This is a genomic window from Halomonas sp. G15 (assembly GCF_021282295.1).
Taxonomy (GTDB): domain Bacteria; phylum Pseudomonadota; class Gammaproteobacteria; order Pseudomonadales; family Halomonadaceae; genus Halomonas; species Halomonas alimentaria.
The window spans coordinates 1-18,124 of the sequence record NZ_JAJSPA010000043.1; the positions used below are offsets into that span (position 1 = coordinate 1).

Consider the following 18,124-nt stretch of genomic DNA (forward strand, 5'->3'; position numbering starts at 1 on the left):
GCCTCCAGGGCCGCCGTCGCCCAGGCGGGCAGCGACGGCGCCAGGCCATAGTAGACCCACTGCCCCTCGCGCCGGTCGTTGAGCAGCCCGCAGTTGCGCAGCTGGGCGAGATGGCGCGAGACCTTGGGCTGGGAGGCCTCAAGGGCGTGGGTCATCTCGCAGACGCACAGTTCCCCCTCACGCAGGATGAGCAGGGTCAGCAGCAGGCGGGTCTCGTCACTCAGGCACTTGAACAGGCGCAGCGGGTCCAGCGTCATCGGGGATTCCTTGATCGAGGCTCTTAACCATTCTACGCCACGACCCGGGCCAAGTTCAGGCCCGGGCTTCTCGCGGCAGGGCCAGAGCCATCAAGGCGCTTGCCGCCACCAGGGCCGCCGAGATCCACAGGCAGGCGGCAAGCCCGTACACCTGGTAGACCCAGCCGGAGAGCAGCGTGCCGGCGAGGCGCCCCATGGCATTGGCCATGTAGTAGAAGCCCACGTCCATGGAGACGCCATCGGCGCGGGCGTAGTGGACGATCAGGTAGCTGTGCCAGCTGGAGTTGATCGCGAACAGCACGCCGAAGGCCAGCAGGCCCGCCACCAGCCAGCCCACCTCGGCCAGGGGCAACAAGGCCAGCAACGCCGGCAGGCCGGCAAGCATCAGGGCCCAGAACACGGTAATGCCGCGCGCCCCGCCCTTGACCAGGCCGGTAAGGCGCGGCGCCTGGGTCTGCACCCCGCCGTAGCCGATCACCCACACGGCCAGCAGGCCGCCTACCGTCCAGTGGCTCCAGCCATGCTGGTCATAGAGGAACACCGGCAGGGCCACCACGAACCACACATCCCGGGAGGCGAACAGGCACAGCCGCGCCGCCGACAGCACGTTGATGGCCCGAGACTTGGAGAACACCTCGGAGAACTTCGGCTTGCGCTTCTGGCGACCTAGGTCGGCCTTGAGCCGGACCAGCGACAGGGCGAGCACCGCGGCGAGCATCAGCGCCATCAGGCCCACCGCCCCCTGGAAGCCGACCAGCGTCAACAGCAGCCCGCCGAGGAAGAAGCCGGCACCCTTGAGGGCGTTCTTGGAGCCGGTGAGGATCGCCACCCAGCGGTAGAGGGCGCTGCCGGCGCTGGGGCTGTCCTTCGGGACCAGCACCTTGACCGCGCTCTTGGCGCTCATCTTGTTGAGGTCCTTGGCGATGCCCGAGAGCGCCTGGGCCGCCATCACCCAGGGAACGCTGAGCGCCGCCGCCGGCACCATCAGCATGGCCAGGGCCACGATCTGCAACCCTAGCCCGACGTTCATGGTGCGGTTGAGCCCCAGGCGTGCGCCCAGCCAGCCGCCGATCAGGTTAGTGACGACCCCGAAGGCCTCGTAGAAGAGGAACAGCAGCGCCACTTCCAGCGGCGAGTAGCCCAGCTGATGGAAGTGCAACACCACCAGCATGCGCAGGGCGCCGTCGGTGAGGGTGAAGGCCCAGTAGTTGCCGGTGATCAACAGGTACTGGCGCACCTCGTAGGGCAGTGCCTTGACGCGTGAGGCGAGCGATTCAGCCACGTCCCACCCGCTCGATCCCCACCTGCTCGTTCCCCACCTTCAGGGCCAGCTCGGCGGTGCGGTTGGCGTAGCCCCACTCGTTGTCGTACCAGGCGTAGAGCTTGAGCTGGGTGCCGTTGATGACCATGGTCGATAGTGCATCGATGATCGAGCTGCGCGGGTCGGTGCGGTAGTCGATGGAGACCAGTGGACGTTCCTCGTAGCCCAGGATGCCGGCAAGCTCGCCTTCAGCTGCCTGCTTCAGGGCCCCATTGACCTCCTCCACCGTCACCTCGCGCTCGAGTTCGAAGACCATGTCGGTCAGCGAGGCGTTGGCCAGCGGCACACGGATGGCGTGGCCATTCAGCTTGCCGGTGAGCTCCGGGAAGATGGCGGTGATTGCCTTGGCGGAGCCGGTGGTGGTGGGGATCAGGCTCATGCCGCAGGCCCGCGCGCGCCTGAGATCCTTGTGGGGAGCGTCGAGGATCGCCTGGGTATTGGTGATGTCGTGCACCGTGGTCATGGAGCCATGGCGGATGCCGTACGTCTCGTGGATCACCTTGACCACCGGCGCCAGGCAGTTGGTGGTGCAACTCGCCGCGGTGACGATGCGATGGACGTCGGCGTCGTAGGCGTCATCGTTGACACCCACCACCACGTTGAGCACGCCCTCCTCCTTGACCGGCGCGCTGACCACCACCCGCTCGACGCCCTGGTCGAGGTAGGCCTGAAGCTTGGCTTTCGTCTTCATCTTGCCGGAGCACTCGATGGCGACCCGGCAGCCCGACCAGTCGCTCTCTTCCAGCGTCTTGTTGGCACTGAAGGCGATACGACGGCCGTCGATCAGGATGGCGTCATCCTCGGCCTGGATGCCCTGCCCCGGCGACCATTGGCCGTGGACGGAGTCGAACTCAAGGAGGTGGGCGAAGGTGGCGGCATCGCCGCCCGGGTCATTGATGCGCACAAGCTCCACCTCGCCGGCCGCGACGCGGGGCCAGAGGCTGCGCAGCACCAGGCGGCCAATGCGCCCGAAGCCGTTGATGCCGATGGATAGGGTCATGATCATCTCCCATTAAATGGTGATATCTGGAATTCCATATATAAACGGACGCGATGTCAATCCGGTGACAGCCGGCCACTTCACGGCGGCTCGAACGACGACGGGGAGGCCGAAGCCTCCCCGTCGTAATCGCCTGGTTATCGCCTTGGCGTCAACCGTAACGCCCGGTGATGTAGTCCTCGGCCTTCTTGGTGGCCGGGTTGGCAAACATCGTCTTGGTGTCGTTGTACTCGATGATCTCACCCAGGTGGAAGAAGGCGGTGTAGTCCGCCACCCGCGCCGCCTGCTGCATGTTGTGGGTCACCGTGATGATGGTGAACTGCTCCTTGAGACGGTCCATCAGGTCCTCGATGGTGGCCGTGGAGATCGGGTCCAGAGCCGAGGTCGGCTCGTCCATCAGGATCACGTCGGGCTGCACGGCGATGGCTCGGGCGATGCACAGGCGCTGCTGCTGGCCGCCGGAGAGCGAGGTACCGGGCTGGTGCAGCTTGTCCTTGACCTCCTCCCACAGGCCAGCGTCACGCAGCGCCTTCTCCACCAGCTCGTCCTGCTCGGGCTTGCGGCTCACCAGATCGTGCATGCGCGGGGCATAGGCGATGTTCTCGTAGATCGACTTGGGGAAGGGGTTGGGCTTCTGGAACACCATGCCCACCCGGCGGCGCAGGGCCACCTCGTCCATCTTCACCTGGTTCACGTCACGACCATCCATCTCCACCAGCCCCTCGATACGCACGCTGGGGATCAGGTCATTCATGCGGTTGAGGCAACGCAGGAAGGTCGACTTGCCACAGCCTGATGGGCCGATCAGCGCGGTGACATTCTTCTGGAACAGGTCGATATTCAGCCCCTTGAGGGCCTGGCTCTCGCCGTACCAGAGGTTGAGGTCGCGCACGCGGATGCTCAGGTCGTGGCACGCCGACTCGTTGCGGGTATGGGGCTGGCCCACCTCGGGCGCGGCACCGAGAGTCTGACGGGGAGCGGCTTGCATATTCATAGCGGATTCCTCTTGGGCGTGCCGGGTCTACCAGCGACGCTCGAATTTCTTGCGCAGGATGACGGCGGTCGCGTTCAGGAAGATCAGGATGGTCAGCAGCACCAGGATGCCCCCGGCGGTCTTCTCGACGAAGGCCTTCTCCGGCTCGCCCGCCCAGGTAAAGATCTGTGCCGGCAGCACGGTGGCCGCCTCGGTGAAAGACGCTCCCACATCCGGTATGAAGGCCACCATACCGACGATGATCAGCGGCGCGGTCTCCCCCATGGCCTGGGCCAGACCGATAATGGAGCCGGTCATGATGCCGGGCATGGCCAGCGGCAGCACGTGGTCGCGCACCACCTGCCAGCGCGAGCAGCCCACCCCGAAGGCGGCGTGGCGGATGGAGTCCGGTACGCTACGCAGTGCGGTACGGGTGGCGATGATGATCACCGGCAGGGTCATCAGCGCCAGGGTCATGCCACCGACCAGCGGCGTGGAGCGGGGCACCCCGAAGAAATTGATGAAGATCGCCAGCCCCAGCAGGCCGAACAGGATCGAAGGAATCGCCGCCAGGTTGTTGATATTGATCTCGATCAGCTGGGTCAAGCGATTGTCAGGGGCAAACTCCTCCAGATAGACCGCAGTCATCACCCCGATGGGGAAGGAGATAGCCAGGGTCACCAGCATGGTCATCACCGTGCCCATCACGGCCGAGAGAATCCCCGAGGCTTCCGGCATCTTGGAGTCGCCGGTGGTGAAGAAGTTGGTATTGAACTTGAGCGCCGCACGACCCTGTTCGACCAGGGCATCGACGTTGGCCTGCTGGTCATCGTTCAGCTTGTGCCGATGCCCTTTCAGGTACTGGTCGACCTCACTATCGGCGAGTACCCAGCGGGTCTCGGTGGTGCCCAGCAACTTGGGGTTCTCGCGCAACGCCACCGGTATCAGGCGTTCGAAGGTACGGCTCACCAAGCGCGACTCGTCCGGATCCAGGGCGGCGCGCCCCATCCGCTGGGCGTCCTCGTTGTAGTCGATCTCCACCTGGATCTGCGCCTGCTGGAAGGCCGGCAGGCCCTTGACCAGCATGTCGGCGAAGAACAGCACCAGGAACAGACCGGCCAGGCCCAATGCCCCCATGGAGATCCACTTCAGCCGCGCGGAGCGACGATGGCGGCGCTTCAGCTGGGCGCTGATGTCGTCGAAGGTTTGACTCATCTCGGCGATTCCTCGGTGTTACAGGTTGTTGACGCGGTACTTCTCGCGGAAGCGACGGATCATCAGCACCGAGACCAGGTTCAGGCTCAGGGTGACGGCGAAGAGCACCAGGCCCAGGGCGAAGGCGGAGAGTGTCTCGGCGCTCTCGAACTCCAGGTCCCCGGTCAGCGCCGCCACGATGCGCACCGTCACCGTGGTCATGTCCTCGAAGGGGTTGGCGGTGAGGTTGGGCCGCATGCCCGCGGCCATCACCACGATCATGGTCTCGCCCAGCGCCCGCGACACCGCCAGCAGCGAGGCAGAGATGATTCCCGGCAGCGCTGCCGGAATGACCACGTCGCGGATGGTCTCGCCCTTGGTCATGCCCAGCGCCAGCGAACCCTGACGCATGCTGTCGGGTACCGAATTGATCACATCGTCGGAGAGCGAGGAGATGAAGGGAATGATCATGATGCCCATCACCACCCCCGGTGCCACGGCGTTGTTGTAGGCGGCATCGATGCCCAGGAAGCCGGCCAGGTCAACGATCAGCGGCGCCACGGTGATGGCGGCGAAGAAGCCATAGACCACGGTGGGAATGCCGGCCAGCACCTCGAGGGTCGGCTTGGCCAGGGTGCGCACCCTTGATGGGGCGAACTCCGCCATGTAGATGGCCGAGAGCAGGCCCACGGGGATCGCCACCAGCATGGCGATGGCGGTGATCATGAAGGTGCCGGCGAACAGCGGCACGGAACCGAACTGGGCGCCGGTGGCGCCCTCCTCGGCGCGCCCTGCGGCGGCCAGGAAGCTGGCGCCCGGGTTCCACACCGTGCCGGTGATGAAGTCCCAGAAGCTGTGCATCTTGAAGAAGCGCAGCGCCTCGAAGATGATCGAGAAGAGGATACCGAAGGTGGTGAAGATCGAGATCATTGCCGCGCCGACCAGCACCCAGCGAATCACCCGCTCGATGGCCTGGCGGGCGTGAAAGTCTGGCTTCACCTGGCTGACCCCGACCAGCAGGCCGATCGCGGCGATCACCAGGCTGCCAGCCAGCAGATAGAGGGTCGGGATCTCGGCGCCCAGCAGCAGCATCAGGAAGGCCCCGATGGCGCCCACGGTGATCGCCGGGCCGGCGGTGGCCAGTACGGCGAACCAGGCGTACTGGTCGGGCTGGGCATACATGGCCGTGCCACTGGCGCGCACTCGCGCAGCCTTGGCACGACCCAGGAAGAAGGCTATCAGACCCAGCAGCAGCAGGACGCCGCTGAACATGGCGAGGAGTTGGTTGGTCTGCATAGGTCTCTCTCGATGAATGACGGTGACAGCGTGCCTGTCGCAACGTGAGACGGCCGGCAGCCGAGGGCTGCCGGCCGGTTCAGGCATCCCTGCCCGAGGTCTTCCTTACAGGTCGGAGACCTGCAGCTTGGCACGCTCGGCCACCTTCTCGCGGGTCTGCTCGCGCTCGGCTTCCGGCAGCGGAATCAGACCCAGGTCACCCAGGTAACCGCCCTCGCCGATCATGGTCTCGGAGACAAACATGTCGACGTAGTCATACAGCGGCGCCACCTCGTCGGCGTGCTGGTTCTTGACGTAGAACCACAGCGAGCGCGCGATCGGATAGTCGCCGGCGCTGATCGCCTCGGACTCGGCCTCGACGCCATCAATGGCCGCGGCGATCAGGGTATTGGGGTTCTCGACCAGGAAAGAGTAGCCGAAGATGCCGAAGGCATCGGTGTCTTCGCTGAGGCGCTGGACGATCAGGTTGTCGTTCTCGCCGGCATCGATGTAGGCACCATCGGAGCGAATCTCGGTATAGGCCTCACCGCCGTACGCTTCCATCTCCTCGGAGGGGACCTCCATGGCCAACTCCTCGAAGGCATCACGGGTGCCGGAGGTGCTGGGCGGGCCGTAGATGGAGATCTCGCGGTCCGGGAGGGAGGCGTCGATGTCGCTCCACTTCTGGTAGGGGTTGTCGACCAGCTCGCCATCCACCGGCACCTTGGCAGCCACGGCCAGGAACAGCTGCTCGAGGGTCAGGTCGACCGCCTCGTTCTCGCTGGACTGGGCAAAGACGATGCCGTCGGAACCGATCTTGACCTCGGTAACATCGGTCACGCCGTTCTCGATGCAGCGCTCCAGCTCGGAGACCTTGATGCGACGCGAGGCATTGGTGATGTCCGGGGTACCCTCGCCCACGCCGTTGCAGAACAGGCGAAGACCACCACCGGAACCGGTGGACTCGATGACCGGTGTCGGGTTGCCGGTCACCGCACCGAACTCCTCGGTCACATAGCTGGCGAACGGGTAGACGGTGCTGGAGCCGACGATGCGGATCTGGTCACGGGCGTGGGCCACGGTGGCCACACCCATGACGGCGGCGGCAATGGCAGTGGTCTTGAGGATGCGATTCATGGAGCGATCTCCTGATGAGGACAGTGTGCAACCTTTACGGGTGACACCTTGCCCCAGCCAGATGACAGCTTTATGACATTGCCATCTTGATCGCTGGGGAGGTCGACCCCGCTGCAGGGCACACCTTGCCGCAGGCTGATGACAGCTCCATGACATCGTAGGCCACGATGGCGAGAAAATCCGCGGCAACAGGCAGGTCGAGTTACAGCAGCAGCCCCAGCGCCGCGAGGGTGCAGAGCGACAGCGACGCCCCCTGCAGCAGACTCCGGTCGAGGCGATGGGCGACACGGCCAGCCAGCCAACTACCGGCCAGCACGCCCGGGGCGAAGCTCAGCGCCATGCCGAAATGCCAGGCATGAATCAGTCCCGACGGCGCCAGGGTGACCAGTGTCATCAGCGCCGTGACCACGAAGAAGGCCGAGAGGGTGCCGCGCAGGCGGTCTGGGGAGAAGCCGTGCAGCAGCAATACCATGGGCGGACCACTCAGCGCGGCCACGGTACCCAGGATTCCCGAAAGGATGCCCGCCCCGAGCAGGGTGAGGCGATTGACCGGCAGGCGGAAGCGGAACAGGGTCACCGCTACCGCGAACAGCACGCTGCCGGCGATCAGCTTTTCCAGCACCGCCATAGGGGCGGCGAGGAGCAGCCACAGCCCCAGGGCGTTGCCGGGAACCCGCCCGATCAGGGCCATGCCGACCTCGGCCAGGCGCACCTCGCGCCAGTAGTGGCGCAGCGTGGTAAGCGCCACCGTGAAGCCGAACAGCACCAGGACCACCGGCACCAGCCGCGGCTCCAGCATCAGCAGCAGCGGTGCTCCCACCACCGCCAGGCCGAAGCCGGTGGCACGCTGCACGAAGGCACCCAGCGCCAGCACCGCAGCGCAACCCAGCCACACCGCAAGGCTCATGTCGGCCCAGGCCAGCAGAGTCTCAGGCATGGTCGTCGCGGCCCGCCAGCAGGCGTATCCCCAGGTTGGCCAGCAGGGTGGCCCCAAGCATGGTACCCACCATGGGCCAGGCACTGTCGATCTCGAAGGCACCCACCAGGACCCCGGCCAGGGCCCCGCAGGAGAACTGGATACTGCCCTGCAGGGCCGCCGCGGTGGCACTCATGTGCGGGAAGCGGTCGAGCAGCGAGGTAATGGCGTTGGGCGCCACCAGCCCGATGGTGCCGGCAAACAGCATGATCAGCGGCACCATGGTGACAAGCGACTCCAGTCCAGTGGCCACCATGAAGGTCAGCCCGAGGCCGGCAGTCAGCTGGATCCCCAGCCCCAGGCGCAGGTTCTGCAGGGGGGTGCGCCAGCGCAGCAGGCGGATATTGAGACGGTTGGCGGCCACCATGACCACCACATTGACGCCGAACACCAGCGGATAGAGAGATGGCGTCAGGCCGAAGTGCTCCAGGTAGAGAAACGGGGAGGCGGTGACGAAGGCGAACAGCCCGGCAAACGACATCGAGGCGGCGGCGATGAAGCCCATGGCGTTCCGATCTCGCAGCACACTGAGGTAGTTGGCCAGTACCGTGACCAGCGTCGCCGCGGAGCCGCCGGGGGGCCGCGTCTCCGGCAGCTTGGTGCCCAGCAGCCACATCAGAAAGCCGGCGTAGGCAGCCAGGAACACGAAGATCAGCCACCAGTCGGCGAGATAGAGCAGCCCGCTGCCCACCACCGGCGCCACCAGCGGGGCCATCAGCATGATGATGGCCATGGTCGACATCACCTTGGCGGCCTCGCTGCCCTTGAAGCAGTCACGCACGATGGCCGCCGAATTGACCACCGTGGCACCACCCCCCAGCGCCTGCACGAAGCGCCAGGCCAGCAGCTCGCCCAGCGAGCCCACCGTGGTGATCGCCAGGCTGGCCAGCAGGAAGACCACCAGCCCGCCGAGCAGCACCGGCTTGCGCCCGACCCGGTCGGAAATCGGGCCGAACACCAGCTGCCCCAGGGCGAAGCCAGCCAGGAAGGTGGAGAGCGACAACTCGGTGTGATGGATACTGGCGCCCACATCATCCGCCAGGGCGGCCATGGCCGGCAGATAGGCATCGATGGCGAAGGGAGCAAGCGCGGTATTGGCCGCGACCAGCAGCGCCAGGCGGCGGGCAGAGAGCGTCAAGGCGACTCCTCGCAGAGCAGATGAAAGACTTTGATAGGCTGCAAATGATAACCGATTATACGCAGGCCTGCCGGGAGCTGTTCGCTCCCCGGCCGGCTTGCTAGAGTGGGAAGCCGATTCATGGAGGAGCCCATCATGGCCGACGACCTGCTGACACAACTCAAGGCAATGACCACGGTGGTCGCCGACACCGGCGATATCGAGGCGATTCGCCGCTTCCAGCCCACCGATGCCACCACCAACCCCTCGCTGATCCTGCAGGCGGCCCAGCAGGAGGCACGCCGCAGCCGGCTGGCCGAGATCGCCCGCTCAGCCACCGACCTCGACGACGCCCTGGACGCCGTGGCGGTGGAGATCGGCAGCGAGATCAGCGGCCTGGTGCCGGGCTATGTTTCCACCGAGGTGAGCGCACGCCTCTCCTTCGATACCGACGCCACCCTGGCCCGGGCCCACTCGCTGATCGAGCGCTACGCCCGCCACGGCGTGGGTCGTGAACGCATCCTGATCAAGGTCGCCGCCACCTGGGAGGGCATCCGCGCCGCCCGGCAGCTGGAGCGCGAGGGCATCCACACCAACCTCACCCTGCTGTTCAGCTTCGCCCAGGCCCAGGCCTGTGCCGATGCCGGCGTCACCCTGATCTCCCCCTTCGTGGGACGCATCCTCGACTGGCACAAGGCGCAGCAGCCGGAGGCCGACTTCAGCGGCGACAACGACCCCGGCGTGCGCTCGGTGAAGCGCATCTACGAACACTACAAGGGCCACGGCTACCAGACCATCGTGATGGGCGCCAGCTTCCGCAACAGCGGCGAGATCAAGGCCCTGGCAGGCTGCGACCGCCTGACCATCTCCCCCGCCCTGCTCGAGGAACTCGCCGAGACCCACGGCCCTCTCGAGCGCCGGCTGACGCCCCAGGACGCCGAGACCCGCCCCCCGGAGCCGCTGGACGAGGCGGAGTTCCGCTGGGCGTTCAACGAGGATGCCATGGCCACCGAGAAGCTGGCCGAGGGGATTCGCAAGTTCATGGCCGACCAGCGCAAGCTGGAGAGCCTGCTGGGTGAGCTGAGAAGAGGCTAGGGCAAAGGGGCCCGGGGAAATTGTCGCGCCGCCTGCTGGTACCGAGGGGCATGATGCCCGGCCCCACTGGCCGTCACTGCTGGTGGGAGGAGCCCTCCTCCTGGGCCTCGAGCATCTCGACGAGGGGCTGGAACTCCTCGCGGTTGTGCTCGTTCATGCGCATCAGGATGCGATGGGCCTCGAGGATGCGCCGACGCGTTTCGTCGACGTCGGTGGGAATCTCCGGCAGGTCGCAGAGCTCGCAGGTCTCGGTGATGGGTGACTCCACCATGGTGAAGTAGCGCGCGAAGCCCATCACGTCCAGCATGCGCTGCACATCGGGATTGTCGGCGACGATGGTGGGCCGCTCGGCCAGCCCCCCTTGCACGGCCATGGCCACCTTGGCCAGGAAGCCCAGGGCGGTGGAGTCCACGTTGCTGGCGTCACGCAGGTCGATGATCAGCGTCTCGAGACCGGGCGTCTGCGCCAGCTGCTGGGCCTGACGGTCCAGGGTGGCACAGAGGGTGAGCCGCACGTCGCCGCACAGCTTGAGGACGAAGACGCCGGCATCGAATGCCGCCTTGATACGTCCTTCAGGAATCAGCATGGCCAAATCCGCTCAACATCATGATCGTCAGGTCATCGGGCAAGGCTTCCTCGCCCGGCGTGAGGTCAAGGGCCAGATTGGCCCTCAGGTCCGCCAGCGTCGCGCTGGCCTGGACCTGCTGCTCGAGTTCCCTGAGCCGCGAGTCGAGCGTATCGCCCGGCAGGCATTCCAATACTCCATCCGAACACAGCCACAGGTGGAAATTCCCGGGTAGCGAGCAGCCCAGCGTGGGGTACTCGGCGCCCGGAAACAGCCCCACCGGCATGCCTTCGCCGGCCAGGGTGGTTACCTTGCCATCCACCACCAGCAGGGGCATGGGCAGCTGCGCGCCCAGCGAATAGTGCAGATAGCGACGCTCGAGGTCAATGATACCCACGAACAGGGTGGCATGCTTGCCGATGCCGGTATCCAGCAGCTCGCGATTGAGATCCGCCAGCCAGCGTGCCGGCAGCGCCTCGGGGTGCTCACCGTCCCACTCGTTCTGCCAGCGATTCGCCAGGTACTTGAGCAGCACGGTGACGAAGGCCGAGGAGGCCCCGTGGCCCGAGACATCGGCGAAATAGAACAGCAGGAAGCGCTCGTCGAGCAGATGGAAGTCGAGGAAGTCCCCCGACAGATAGAGGTAGGGCGCGAACCAGTAATCGCAGGTCACCCCGCCCAGGGTCTGGGGCCGCGGGGGCAGCATCTTGCGCTGGATCTGACCGCCGGCCTGCTGGTCGAGGCGCAGCATCGCCAGGTGGGTCTCCAGGGTCTCGTTGAGCTCCTCCAGGCGCGTCTGGTCCCCGCGGCGCGCCTCCTCCAGGGCACGCAGGCGGATCACCTTGCGGATCATGCGGCGCAGCAGCTGGCCGTGCCGGCAGGGCTCGACGATATAGTCCACCAGCCCCGCATCCACCGCCGAGAGCAGGTCGGGGGCGTCGCGGGTATCGCTCACCACCAGGGTCGGCAGGCGCTCGCAGAGCCCTGGCCAGTCGCGGGCGGGTACCGCCCGCACGTGAGCCACCACCAGGTCGACGCCTGTCGGCAGCTCCTCGGCACGGCTCACCGCCACCACCGCCAGACCGTCCCGGGCGATGGTCTCGGCCAGCGCATCACGCGCCGGGCCAGGCTCGTCGATCACGCCGATCAGCTGCTTGGGACGGTCCATGGTCAGGCCTCAGTCGGCAAAAGCGTCGTCGAAGTCGGCATCGTCGAAGTCGAACTCGTCACTGGCGAAGGGGTCGTCACCCAGCTCGCCGTCGCTGACTTCGAAGCGGCGCTGCTGCAGCCAGGCGTCGCGGATGAAACTGTAGCGATCGCCCTGGATCAGCGCCTCCTGGTCGAGCAGCCCCGCCCGAGTGTCGATCACACGCAGTGCCGTCAGGCCCAGGCGTGTCTCGTCATCGTCGATGTAGGTCGTCGGGTAGCTGTACATGTCTGCGGGCAGGCCGCCGGTATCGCGCAGGGTGCTCGGCCCCAGCAACGGCAGCACCAGGTAGCGTGACTCCTCCCAGCCCCAGGCACCCAGGGTCTGGCCGAAGTCCTCCTCCTGGCCGGTAATCTCCATGCGGCTGGCCACGTCCCAGAGCCCCGCCACCCCCACCGTGGTGTTGATGATGAAACGCGAGGTGGCGATGCTGGCGTTGCGCACCTTGCCCTGCAGTAGGCTGTTGAGGACGGTACGCGGCTCGCCCAGGTTGGAGAAGAAGTTGCCCACCCCGGTCTCCACCGGATCCGGCGTGATGAAGCGGTAGCCCCGCGCCACCGGCTTCAGGGCGTAGCGGTCGAGCACATCGTTGAAGGCGAAAACCTTGCGGTTGAAGCCCTCCCAGGGGTCCTGGGGGTTGGGCTCCCGGTCGACCCCGCCACCGCTCGCGCAGCCCGCCAGCATGGCCGTCGCGGCCAGTGCCACGACCCCGCCCAGCAGCCGTTTTCCCTGTGCCTTGCCATCACTCATCGTCATCTCCCTTGCATTGTCCATGTCAGGCGCGCCGCACCACCACGCTGCCGGCACTGTAGCCGGCACCGAAGGAGCAGATCACCCCACGGTCGCCGGCAGCCAGGTCATCGCGATGCAGGTGGAAGGCGATGATCGAGCCCGCCGAACTGGTGTTGGCATAGCGGTCGAGGATGACCGGCGCCTCGCGCTCGTCGGGGTCACGCCCCAGCACGCGACGCGCGATCAGGTCGTTCATGTGGCGGTTGGCCTGGTGCAGCCACAGGCGTGTCAGGTCATCGCCGGAGAGGCCCAGACTCTGCAGGTGATCGCCGATCAGCGACGCCACCATGGGGCACACCTCCTTGAAGACCCGCCTGCCCTCCTGCACGAACAGCTTGTCCACGGCCAGCGGATCGGCATCGGTGACCCGATTGAGGAAGCCTGAGTTGTTGCGGATAGCATTGGAGAAGCGCGTCACCAGGCGGGTGCCAAGAATCTCGAAGCGTGACTCGGCGCTGGCCAGGTCATCGCGCTCCAGCACGATGGCGGTGCAGGCGTCGCCGAAGATGAAGTGGCTGTCGCGGTCACGGAAGTTGAGATGTGCCGAGCAGATCTCGGGGTTGATCACCAGCGTGCGGGTAGCGTTGCCGGCGCGGATGGCGTTGGCCGCCGTCTCGATGGCGAAGGTCGCCGAGGAGCAGGCCACGTTCATGTCGAAGGCGTAGCCACCGGCCCCCAGCTCGGCCTGCAGCTCCACCGCCAGCGCCGGATAGGGGCGCTCCAGGTTGGAGCAGCCGACGATCACCAGGTCGATATCGGCGGCCGCCACGCCGGCACGCTCGAGCGCCTCGCCGGCGGCCCTGGCGCCCATCTCGCACTGGATCGAGGGCTCGTCGTTGCTGCGTTCGCGCAGCCGGGGGCGCATGCGCTCGGGGTCGAGGATGCCCTCGGCATCCAGCACATGGCGGCTGTGAATGCCCGACGCCTTGACGATAAACTCGCTGCTGGAGTGCACCAGGGGCTCGCGCTCCCCGGCCGCGATCGCCTCGGCATGGCGCGCATTCTCGGCGTCCACCCAGGCGTTGAACGAGGCCACCAGGGCGTCGTTGTCGATGCTGTGCTCCGGCGTGAAGAGTCCCGTGCCGGTGATCACCACTTGATTCATGCAGTTCTCCTTGCGGCGGCCGCTGCCACCCTGGTCGTCGCGATGACCGTTGCTCCCGGGCGCTCAGCCGCGCCCGGTGATCTCCGCCCAGCGCTTCTCGAGACGCTTGGCGGAGACCGGAAATGTCGTGCCCAGTTGCTGGGCGAAGAGCGAGACGCGCAGCTCCTCGATCCACCAGCGAAACTCGGCCAATTCGGGCGGTACCACCCCGCCCCGTCGTTCGCTTGCCAGGCGAGCCTCGAGACGGGCCTCGAACGACTGGACCTCCTGCATCAGCATCTGATCGCGATTGCGCTCCCGCGGCGCCTTCTCCAGGCGAATCGATGCCGCCTCCATATAGCGAGGATACGCCTCCAGCCACTCCCCCGCCTCACGGATAAAGCCGGGATGCACCAGGCGTGCCATCTGTGCCTTGAGGTCAGAGTAGACCAGCGCCAGGGCCAGATTGAGATTGCCTTTCAGCGCCTTGGTCACGGCCAGGTGCCCCTTGAGGGCCTCCTCGAGGATGCCCAGCAGGCGACGTGCCTCGGGAACCAGCGCCTCTCGGCCCTGGGCCAGGCGGGCCACAAGCTCCTCGCTGGAGCGCGGCAGCGGATCTACCGCCACCACCTGGGCGAACACCGCGCGCACCAGGTCATCGGCCAGCTGGCGCCGGCTGCCCACCTTGGCGAACAGCAGCGCACAGGTCTCCACCCCCGCGAGGCGCTCGATCTCGCGCACGACCTGGGGGAGTTCGCGCATGGCCAGGGCCACCACGCCATCGCGGTGCGCCTCGCGGGCCTTGTCGGGGTGGTCGAAGAGCTCCACCCGGAAGGCCTCGCCGCTGGGTACCAGGGCCGGGAAGGCCTCGACCCGGATGCCCGCCTGGGTGGTCACTCGCGACTCCGGCAGCCCCTCCGCGGGCAGGGTCTCCAGATCATCGGCAACACTCGCCTCGCGAGCCAGGGCCCGGGCCCCCTCCCCCGCGGCGGCCTCGAAGCGCCGCTCCAGCTCCCGGGCATCGCGGCCCTGTCCCAGCGTCTGCCCGGCGTGGTCGACCACGCGCAGGTTCATCACCAGGTGGGGCTCGAGCTGGTCCAGGCGCCAGTCATCGGGATGCACGCGCACCCCGGTCCTGCGTCGCAGGAACTCTCCCAGCGCCTCGGTCAGCGGCACGTCATCGGGGACCATGGTCTCCAGAGCAGCGTCGACCCAGTCGGGGATCGGCACCACCTGGCGGCGAATCGCCTTGGGCAGGGACTTCATCAGGGCGATGCACTTCTCACGCAGCAGGCCCGGCACCAGCCACTCCAGGCGGGCCAGGGGCAGCTGGGGCAGCATCGCCGCCGGCACGGTGAGGGTCACGCCATCGTCCGCCGCGCCGGGCTCGAAGTGGTAGGCGAGCGGATAGCGTACCCCGTTGAGTGTCATGGCGTCGGGGTAATCCGCCTGGGTCACCTCGCTGGCCTCCCGGGCCAGCAGGGCGGCACGGTCGAACTTGAGGATATCGGGGTTCTCGGCCTCGGCCTGCTTGCGCCACGCCTCGAAGCCCTTGCCGTTATGGATCCCCTCGGGCAGTCGCTCGTCGTAGAAGGCGAAGAGGGTCTCCTCGTCGACCAGGATGTCACGCTTGCGGGCGCGATCCTCGAGGTCCTCGACCTCCTCGATCAGCGCCCGGTTGTGGGCGAAGAATTCGCCGCGGGTCCGGAACTCGCCCTCCACCAGGGCTCGGCGGATGAACAGCTCGCGGGCCTCGCCAGGGGCGATCGCCCCGTAGTTCACGCGCCGGCCACTGACGATGGGCAGGCCGAACAGGGTCACCTGTTCGCTGGCCACCACCTGGGCACGTTTCATCTCCCAGTGGGGCTCGGCATAGCTGCGCTTGACCAGATGGCCAGCCACCGGCTCGATCCAGCGCGGGTCGATCCTGGCCACGCTGCGCGCGAAGAGTCGCGAGGTCTCCACCATCTCGAAGGCCATCAGCCACTTGGGGTTCTTCTTGGCCAGCCCCGAGCCCGGATGGATGACGAACTTGCGGTTGCGGGCCCCCAGGTATTCGCGATTCTCGGTGAGCAGGCCGAGATGCGAGAGCAGCCCCGGGAGCAGCGCGCGATGCAGGGCCACGCCACTCTGGCGCCGCGCCTCGCGGGCGGCCTCCGTCGGCTCACCCTCCTCATTCACGGGGAGAGGGGACGGCGGCGGTACCTCGATCTGCATGTCACGCAGCAGCTGGCGCAGCTGGCGGAAGGTGTCGTGCCATTCGCGCATGCGCAGGTAGTTGATGTAGCGCTCCTTGCACCAACGCCTGAGCTGGTTGCCGGAGAGCGCCTCGCGGGCCGCCTCGAAACCGTGCCAGAGGTTGAGCAGCGCCAGGAAGTCGGACTCGGGGTCCTGCCAGCGGCGATGGGCCTGGTCGGCGGCCTGGCGCTTCTCCGCCGGACGCTCGCGGGGATCCTGTACCGCTAGCCCCGCGACCACGATCAACACCTCGCGCAGGCCGCCCTGCTCGGCGCCGGCCAGCACCATGCGCGCCAGGCGTGGGTCGATGGGCAGGTGGGCCAGCTTGCGCCCGACGGCGGTCAGCCGCTGGGCCTGGTCCACCGCGCCCAGCTCGAACAGCAGCTTGAAGCCGTCGGTGACGAAGCGCGAGTCCGGCGGGTCGACGAAGGGGAACTCCTCGATGCTGCCGAGCTTGAGCGACAGCATGGAGAGGATCACCGAGGCCAGGTTGGTGCGCTGGATCTCGGGGTCGGTGAAGTCGGGGCGGGCGAGGAAGTCCTCCTCGTCATACAGGCGAATGCAGACGCCCTCGGCGATTCGCCCGCAGCGCCCCTTGCGCTGGTTGGCGCTGGCCTGGCTGATCGGCTCCACCGGCAGGCGCTGGATCTTGGAGCGGTAGCTGTAACGGCTGATGCGCACCAGCCCGGGGTCGATCACGTAGCGGATGCCCGGCACGGTGAGCGAGGTCTCGGCCACATTGGTGGAGAGCACGATGCGCCGTCCGGCGTGGGGGGCGAAGACCCGGTTCTGCTCGGCGTTGGAGAGCCGCGCATAGAGCGGCAGGATCTCGGTGCCGCGCAGCTCGGCACGGCGCAGGGTATCGGCGGTCTCGCGGATCTCGCGTTCACCGGGCAGGAACACCAGCACGTCGCGGGGACCATGGCGCCAGCCCTTGTCACGCTCGATGCGCTCGATCTCCTCCACGGCATGCAGGATGCCCTCCTGCAGGGTGCGATCCTCCTCGTCATCGGCGTCACGCACCAGCGGGCGGTAGTGCACCTCCACCGGGTAGGTGCGCCCGGAGACCTCCACCACCGGGGCCGGCGCGGTCTTGCCGCTCCTGTCCGGCAACGCGAAGTGCGCGGCGAAACGCTCCACGTCGATGGTCGCCGAGGTGATGATCACCTTGAGGTCGGGGCGCCGCGACAGCAGGCGCCGCAGGTAGCCGAGCAGGAAGTCGATATTGAGGCTGCGCTCGTGGGCCTCGTCGATGATGATCGCCTCGTAGCGGGTGAGGTCCGGATCGTGGCGGGTCTCGGCGAGCAGGATGCCGTCGGTCATCAGTTTGACCAGGGTGTCATCGCCGCTCTGGTCGGTGAAACGCACCTGGTAACCCACCTGCTCACCCAGCGGCGTCTCGAGCTCCTCGGCCAGGCGCGTGGCCACCGAGCGGGCCGCCAGCCGCCGCGGCTGGGTATGGCCGATCAGCCCGCGCCGCCCCAGGCCCAGCTCCAGGCAGAGCTTGGGCAGCTGGGTGGTCTTGCCGGAGCCGGTCTCGCCGGCCACCACCACTACCTGGTGGTCGCGCAGGGCCGCCAGGATATCCTCGCGGCGCTCTACTACCGGCAGCTCGGGCGGGTAGTTCAGCGCCACCGGCCGCGACGTGCGGCGCTCCACCAGGCCACGGGAGCGCGCCATGGCCTTCTCCACCTCGGCCAGGCCGCGGTCCACCGGCTTGCCCTCCTTCAGGCGACGCGACAGCCCCTTGAGACGCTTCTCCAGGGTCAGATGTTCGCGCAGCAGCACGCCATCCAGCCCTCGGCGCAGCTGGCGCAGGCGGTCGGCATCGGACAGGTGGCGAGGGGTAACGGCGGGGGTCTCGTCGGACACGGCAACTCCGGTCAGGGCTGA

15 protein-coding genes are annotated in these 18,124 nt (G+C 67.1%); 1 reads left to right on the top strand and 14 read right to left on the bottom strand.

Annotated elements, in window-relative coordinates:
- From LWH48_RS15520 to LWH48_RS15560, 9 genes are all read right to left on the bottom strand, one after another.
- Nucleotides 1–257 (bottom strand): metalloregulator ArsR/SmtB family transcription factor (locus LWH48_RS15520; RefSeq protein ID WP_232913256.1); only part of this gene is annotated, 257 nt, incomplete at its 3' end.
- Nucleotides 258–312: 55 nt separating this feature from the next.
- Nucleotides 313–1,539: an organoarsenical effux MFS transporter ArsJ gene (arsJ, locus tag LWH48_RS15525; RefSeq protein WP_232913257.1), complete on the bottom strand. Its 1,227-nt coding sequence runs from the start codon at nt 1,537–1,539 to the stop codon at nt 313–315.
- Nucleotides 1,532–2,578 carry an ArsJ-associated glyceraldehyde-3-phosphate dehydrogenase gene (locus LWH48_RS15530; RefSeq protein ID WP_232913258.1) on the bottom strand — a complete coding sequence of 349 codons (1,047 nt, stop codon included), beginning with the start codon at nt 2,576–2,578 and terminating at the stop codon, nt 1,532–1,534. Before LWH48_RS15530 ends, arsJ begins: the two co-directional genes overlap by 8 nt.
- 151 nt (nt 2,579–2,729) lie before the next feature.
- Nucleotides 2,730–3,566 (bottom strand): phosphate ABC transporter ATP-binding protein PstB, encoded by an 837-nt coding sequence (pstB, locus tag LWH48_RS15535; protein ID WP_232913274.1) that lies wholly within the window; start codon nt 3,564–3,566, stop codon nt 2,730–2,732.
- A 33-nt stretch (nt 3,567–3,599) separates the two neighbouring features.
- On the bottom strand, nt 3,600–4,766 hold the full coding sequence (gene pstA / locus LWH48_RS15540) for a phosphate ABC transporter permease PstA (RefSeq protein ID WP_232913259.1): 1,167 nt from the start codon (nt 4,764–4,766) through the stop codon (nt 3,600–3,602).
- 18 nt (nt 4,767–4,784) lie between these two features.
- Nucleotides 4,785–6,041 carry a phosphate ABC transporter permease subunit PstC gene (gene pstC, locus LWH48_RS15545; protein ID WP_232913260.1) on the bottom strand — a complete coding sequence of 419 codons (1,257 nt, stop codon included), beginning with the start codon at nt 6,039–6,041 and terminating at the stop codon, nt 4,785–4,787.
- 105 nt (nt 6,042–6,146) lie between these two features.
- On the bottom strand, nt 6,147–7,157 hold the full coding sequence (locus tag LWH48_RS15550; RefSeq protein ID WP_161432687.1) for a substrate-binding domain-containing protein: 1,011 nt from the start codon (nt 7,155–7,157) through the stop codon (nt 6,147–6,149).
- A 202-nt stretch (nt 7,158–7,359) separates the two neighbouring features.
- Nucleotides 7,360–8,094, bottom strand: coding sequence for a sulfite exporter TauE/SafE family protein (locus LWH48_RS15555; protein ID WP_232913261.1), 735 nt, complete (start codon nt 8,092–8,094; stop codon nt 7,360–7,362).
- Nucleotides 8,087–9,271 carry a Bcr/CflA family multidrug efflux MFS transporter gene (locus tag LWH48_RS15560; RefSeq protein WP_232913262.1) on the bottom strand — a complete coding sequence of 395 codons (1,185 nt, stop codon included), beginning with the start codon at nt 9,269–9,271 and terminating at the stop codon, nt 8,087–8,089. Before LWH48_RS15560 ends, LWH48_RS15555 begins: the two co-directional genes overlap by 8 nt.
- Nucleotides 9,272–9,406: 135 nt before the next feature.
- Between LWH48_RS15560 and tal the strand changes: the two genes are divergently transcribed.
- Nucleotides 9,407–10,345, top strand: coding sequence for a transaldolase (tal, locus tag LWH48_RS15565; RefSeq protein ID WP_232913263.1), 939 nt, complete (start codon nt 9,407–9,409; stop codon nt 10,343–10,345).
- A 73-nt stretch (nt 10,346–10,418) separates the two neighbouring features.
- Here the strand turns inward: tal and LWH48_RS15570 are convergent, their stop codons facing one another.
- The 5 genes from LWH48_RS15570 to hrpA all read right to left on the bottom strand — a co-directional run bounded on the left by LWH48_RS15570 (nt 10,419) and on the right by hrpA (nt 18,103).
- The gene (locus LWH48_RS15570) at nt 10,419–10,931 is read right to left on the bottom strand and encodes an STAS domain-containing protein (protein ID WP_232913264.1); all 513 of its coding nucleotides are present in this window, start codon (nt 10,929–10,931) and stop codon (nt 10,419–10,421) included.
- Nucleotides 10,918–12,078 (bottom strand): PP2C family protein-serine/threonine phosphatase, encoded by a 1,161-nt coding sequence (locus LWH48_RS15575; RefSeq protein WP_232913265.1) that lies wholly within the window; start codon nt 12,076–12,078, stop codon nt 10,918–10,920. Before LWH48_RS15575 ends, LWH48_RS15570 begins: the two co-directional genes overlap by 14 nt.
- A gap of 9 nt (nt 12,079–12,087) precedes the next feature.
- Nucleotides 12,088–12,867 carry an MlaA family lipoprotein gene (locus tag LWH48_RS15580; protein ID WP_232913266.1) on the bottom strand — a complete coding sequence of 260 codons (780 nt, stop codon included), beginning with the start codon at nt 12,865–12,867 and terminating at the stop codon, nt 12,088–12,090.
- 25 nt (nt 12,868–12,892) lie between these two features.
- Nucleotides 12,893–14,014 carry a beta-ketoacyl-ACP synthase III gene (locus tag LWH48_RS15585; protein WP_232913267.1) on the bottom strand — a complete coding sequence of 374 codons (1,122 nt, stop codon included), beginning with the start codon at nt 14,012–14,014 and terminating at the stop codon, nt 12,893–12,895.
- 63 nt (nt 14,015–14,077) lie between these two features.
- Nucleotides 14,078–18,103 (bottom strand): ATP-dependent RNA helicase HrpA, encoded by a 4,026-nt coding sequence (gene hrpA / locus LWH48_RS15590; RefSeq protein ID WP_442908321.1) that lies wholly within the window; start codon nt 18,101–18,103, stop codon nt 14,078–14,080.
- Nucleotides 18,104–18,124 lie beyond the last annotated feature (21 nt).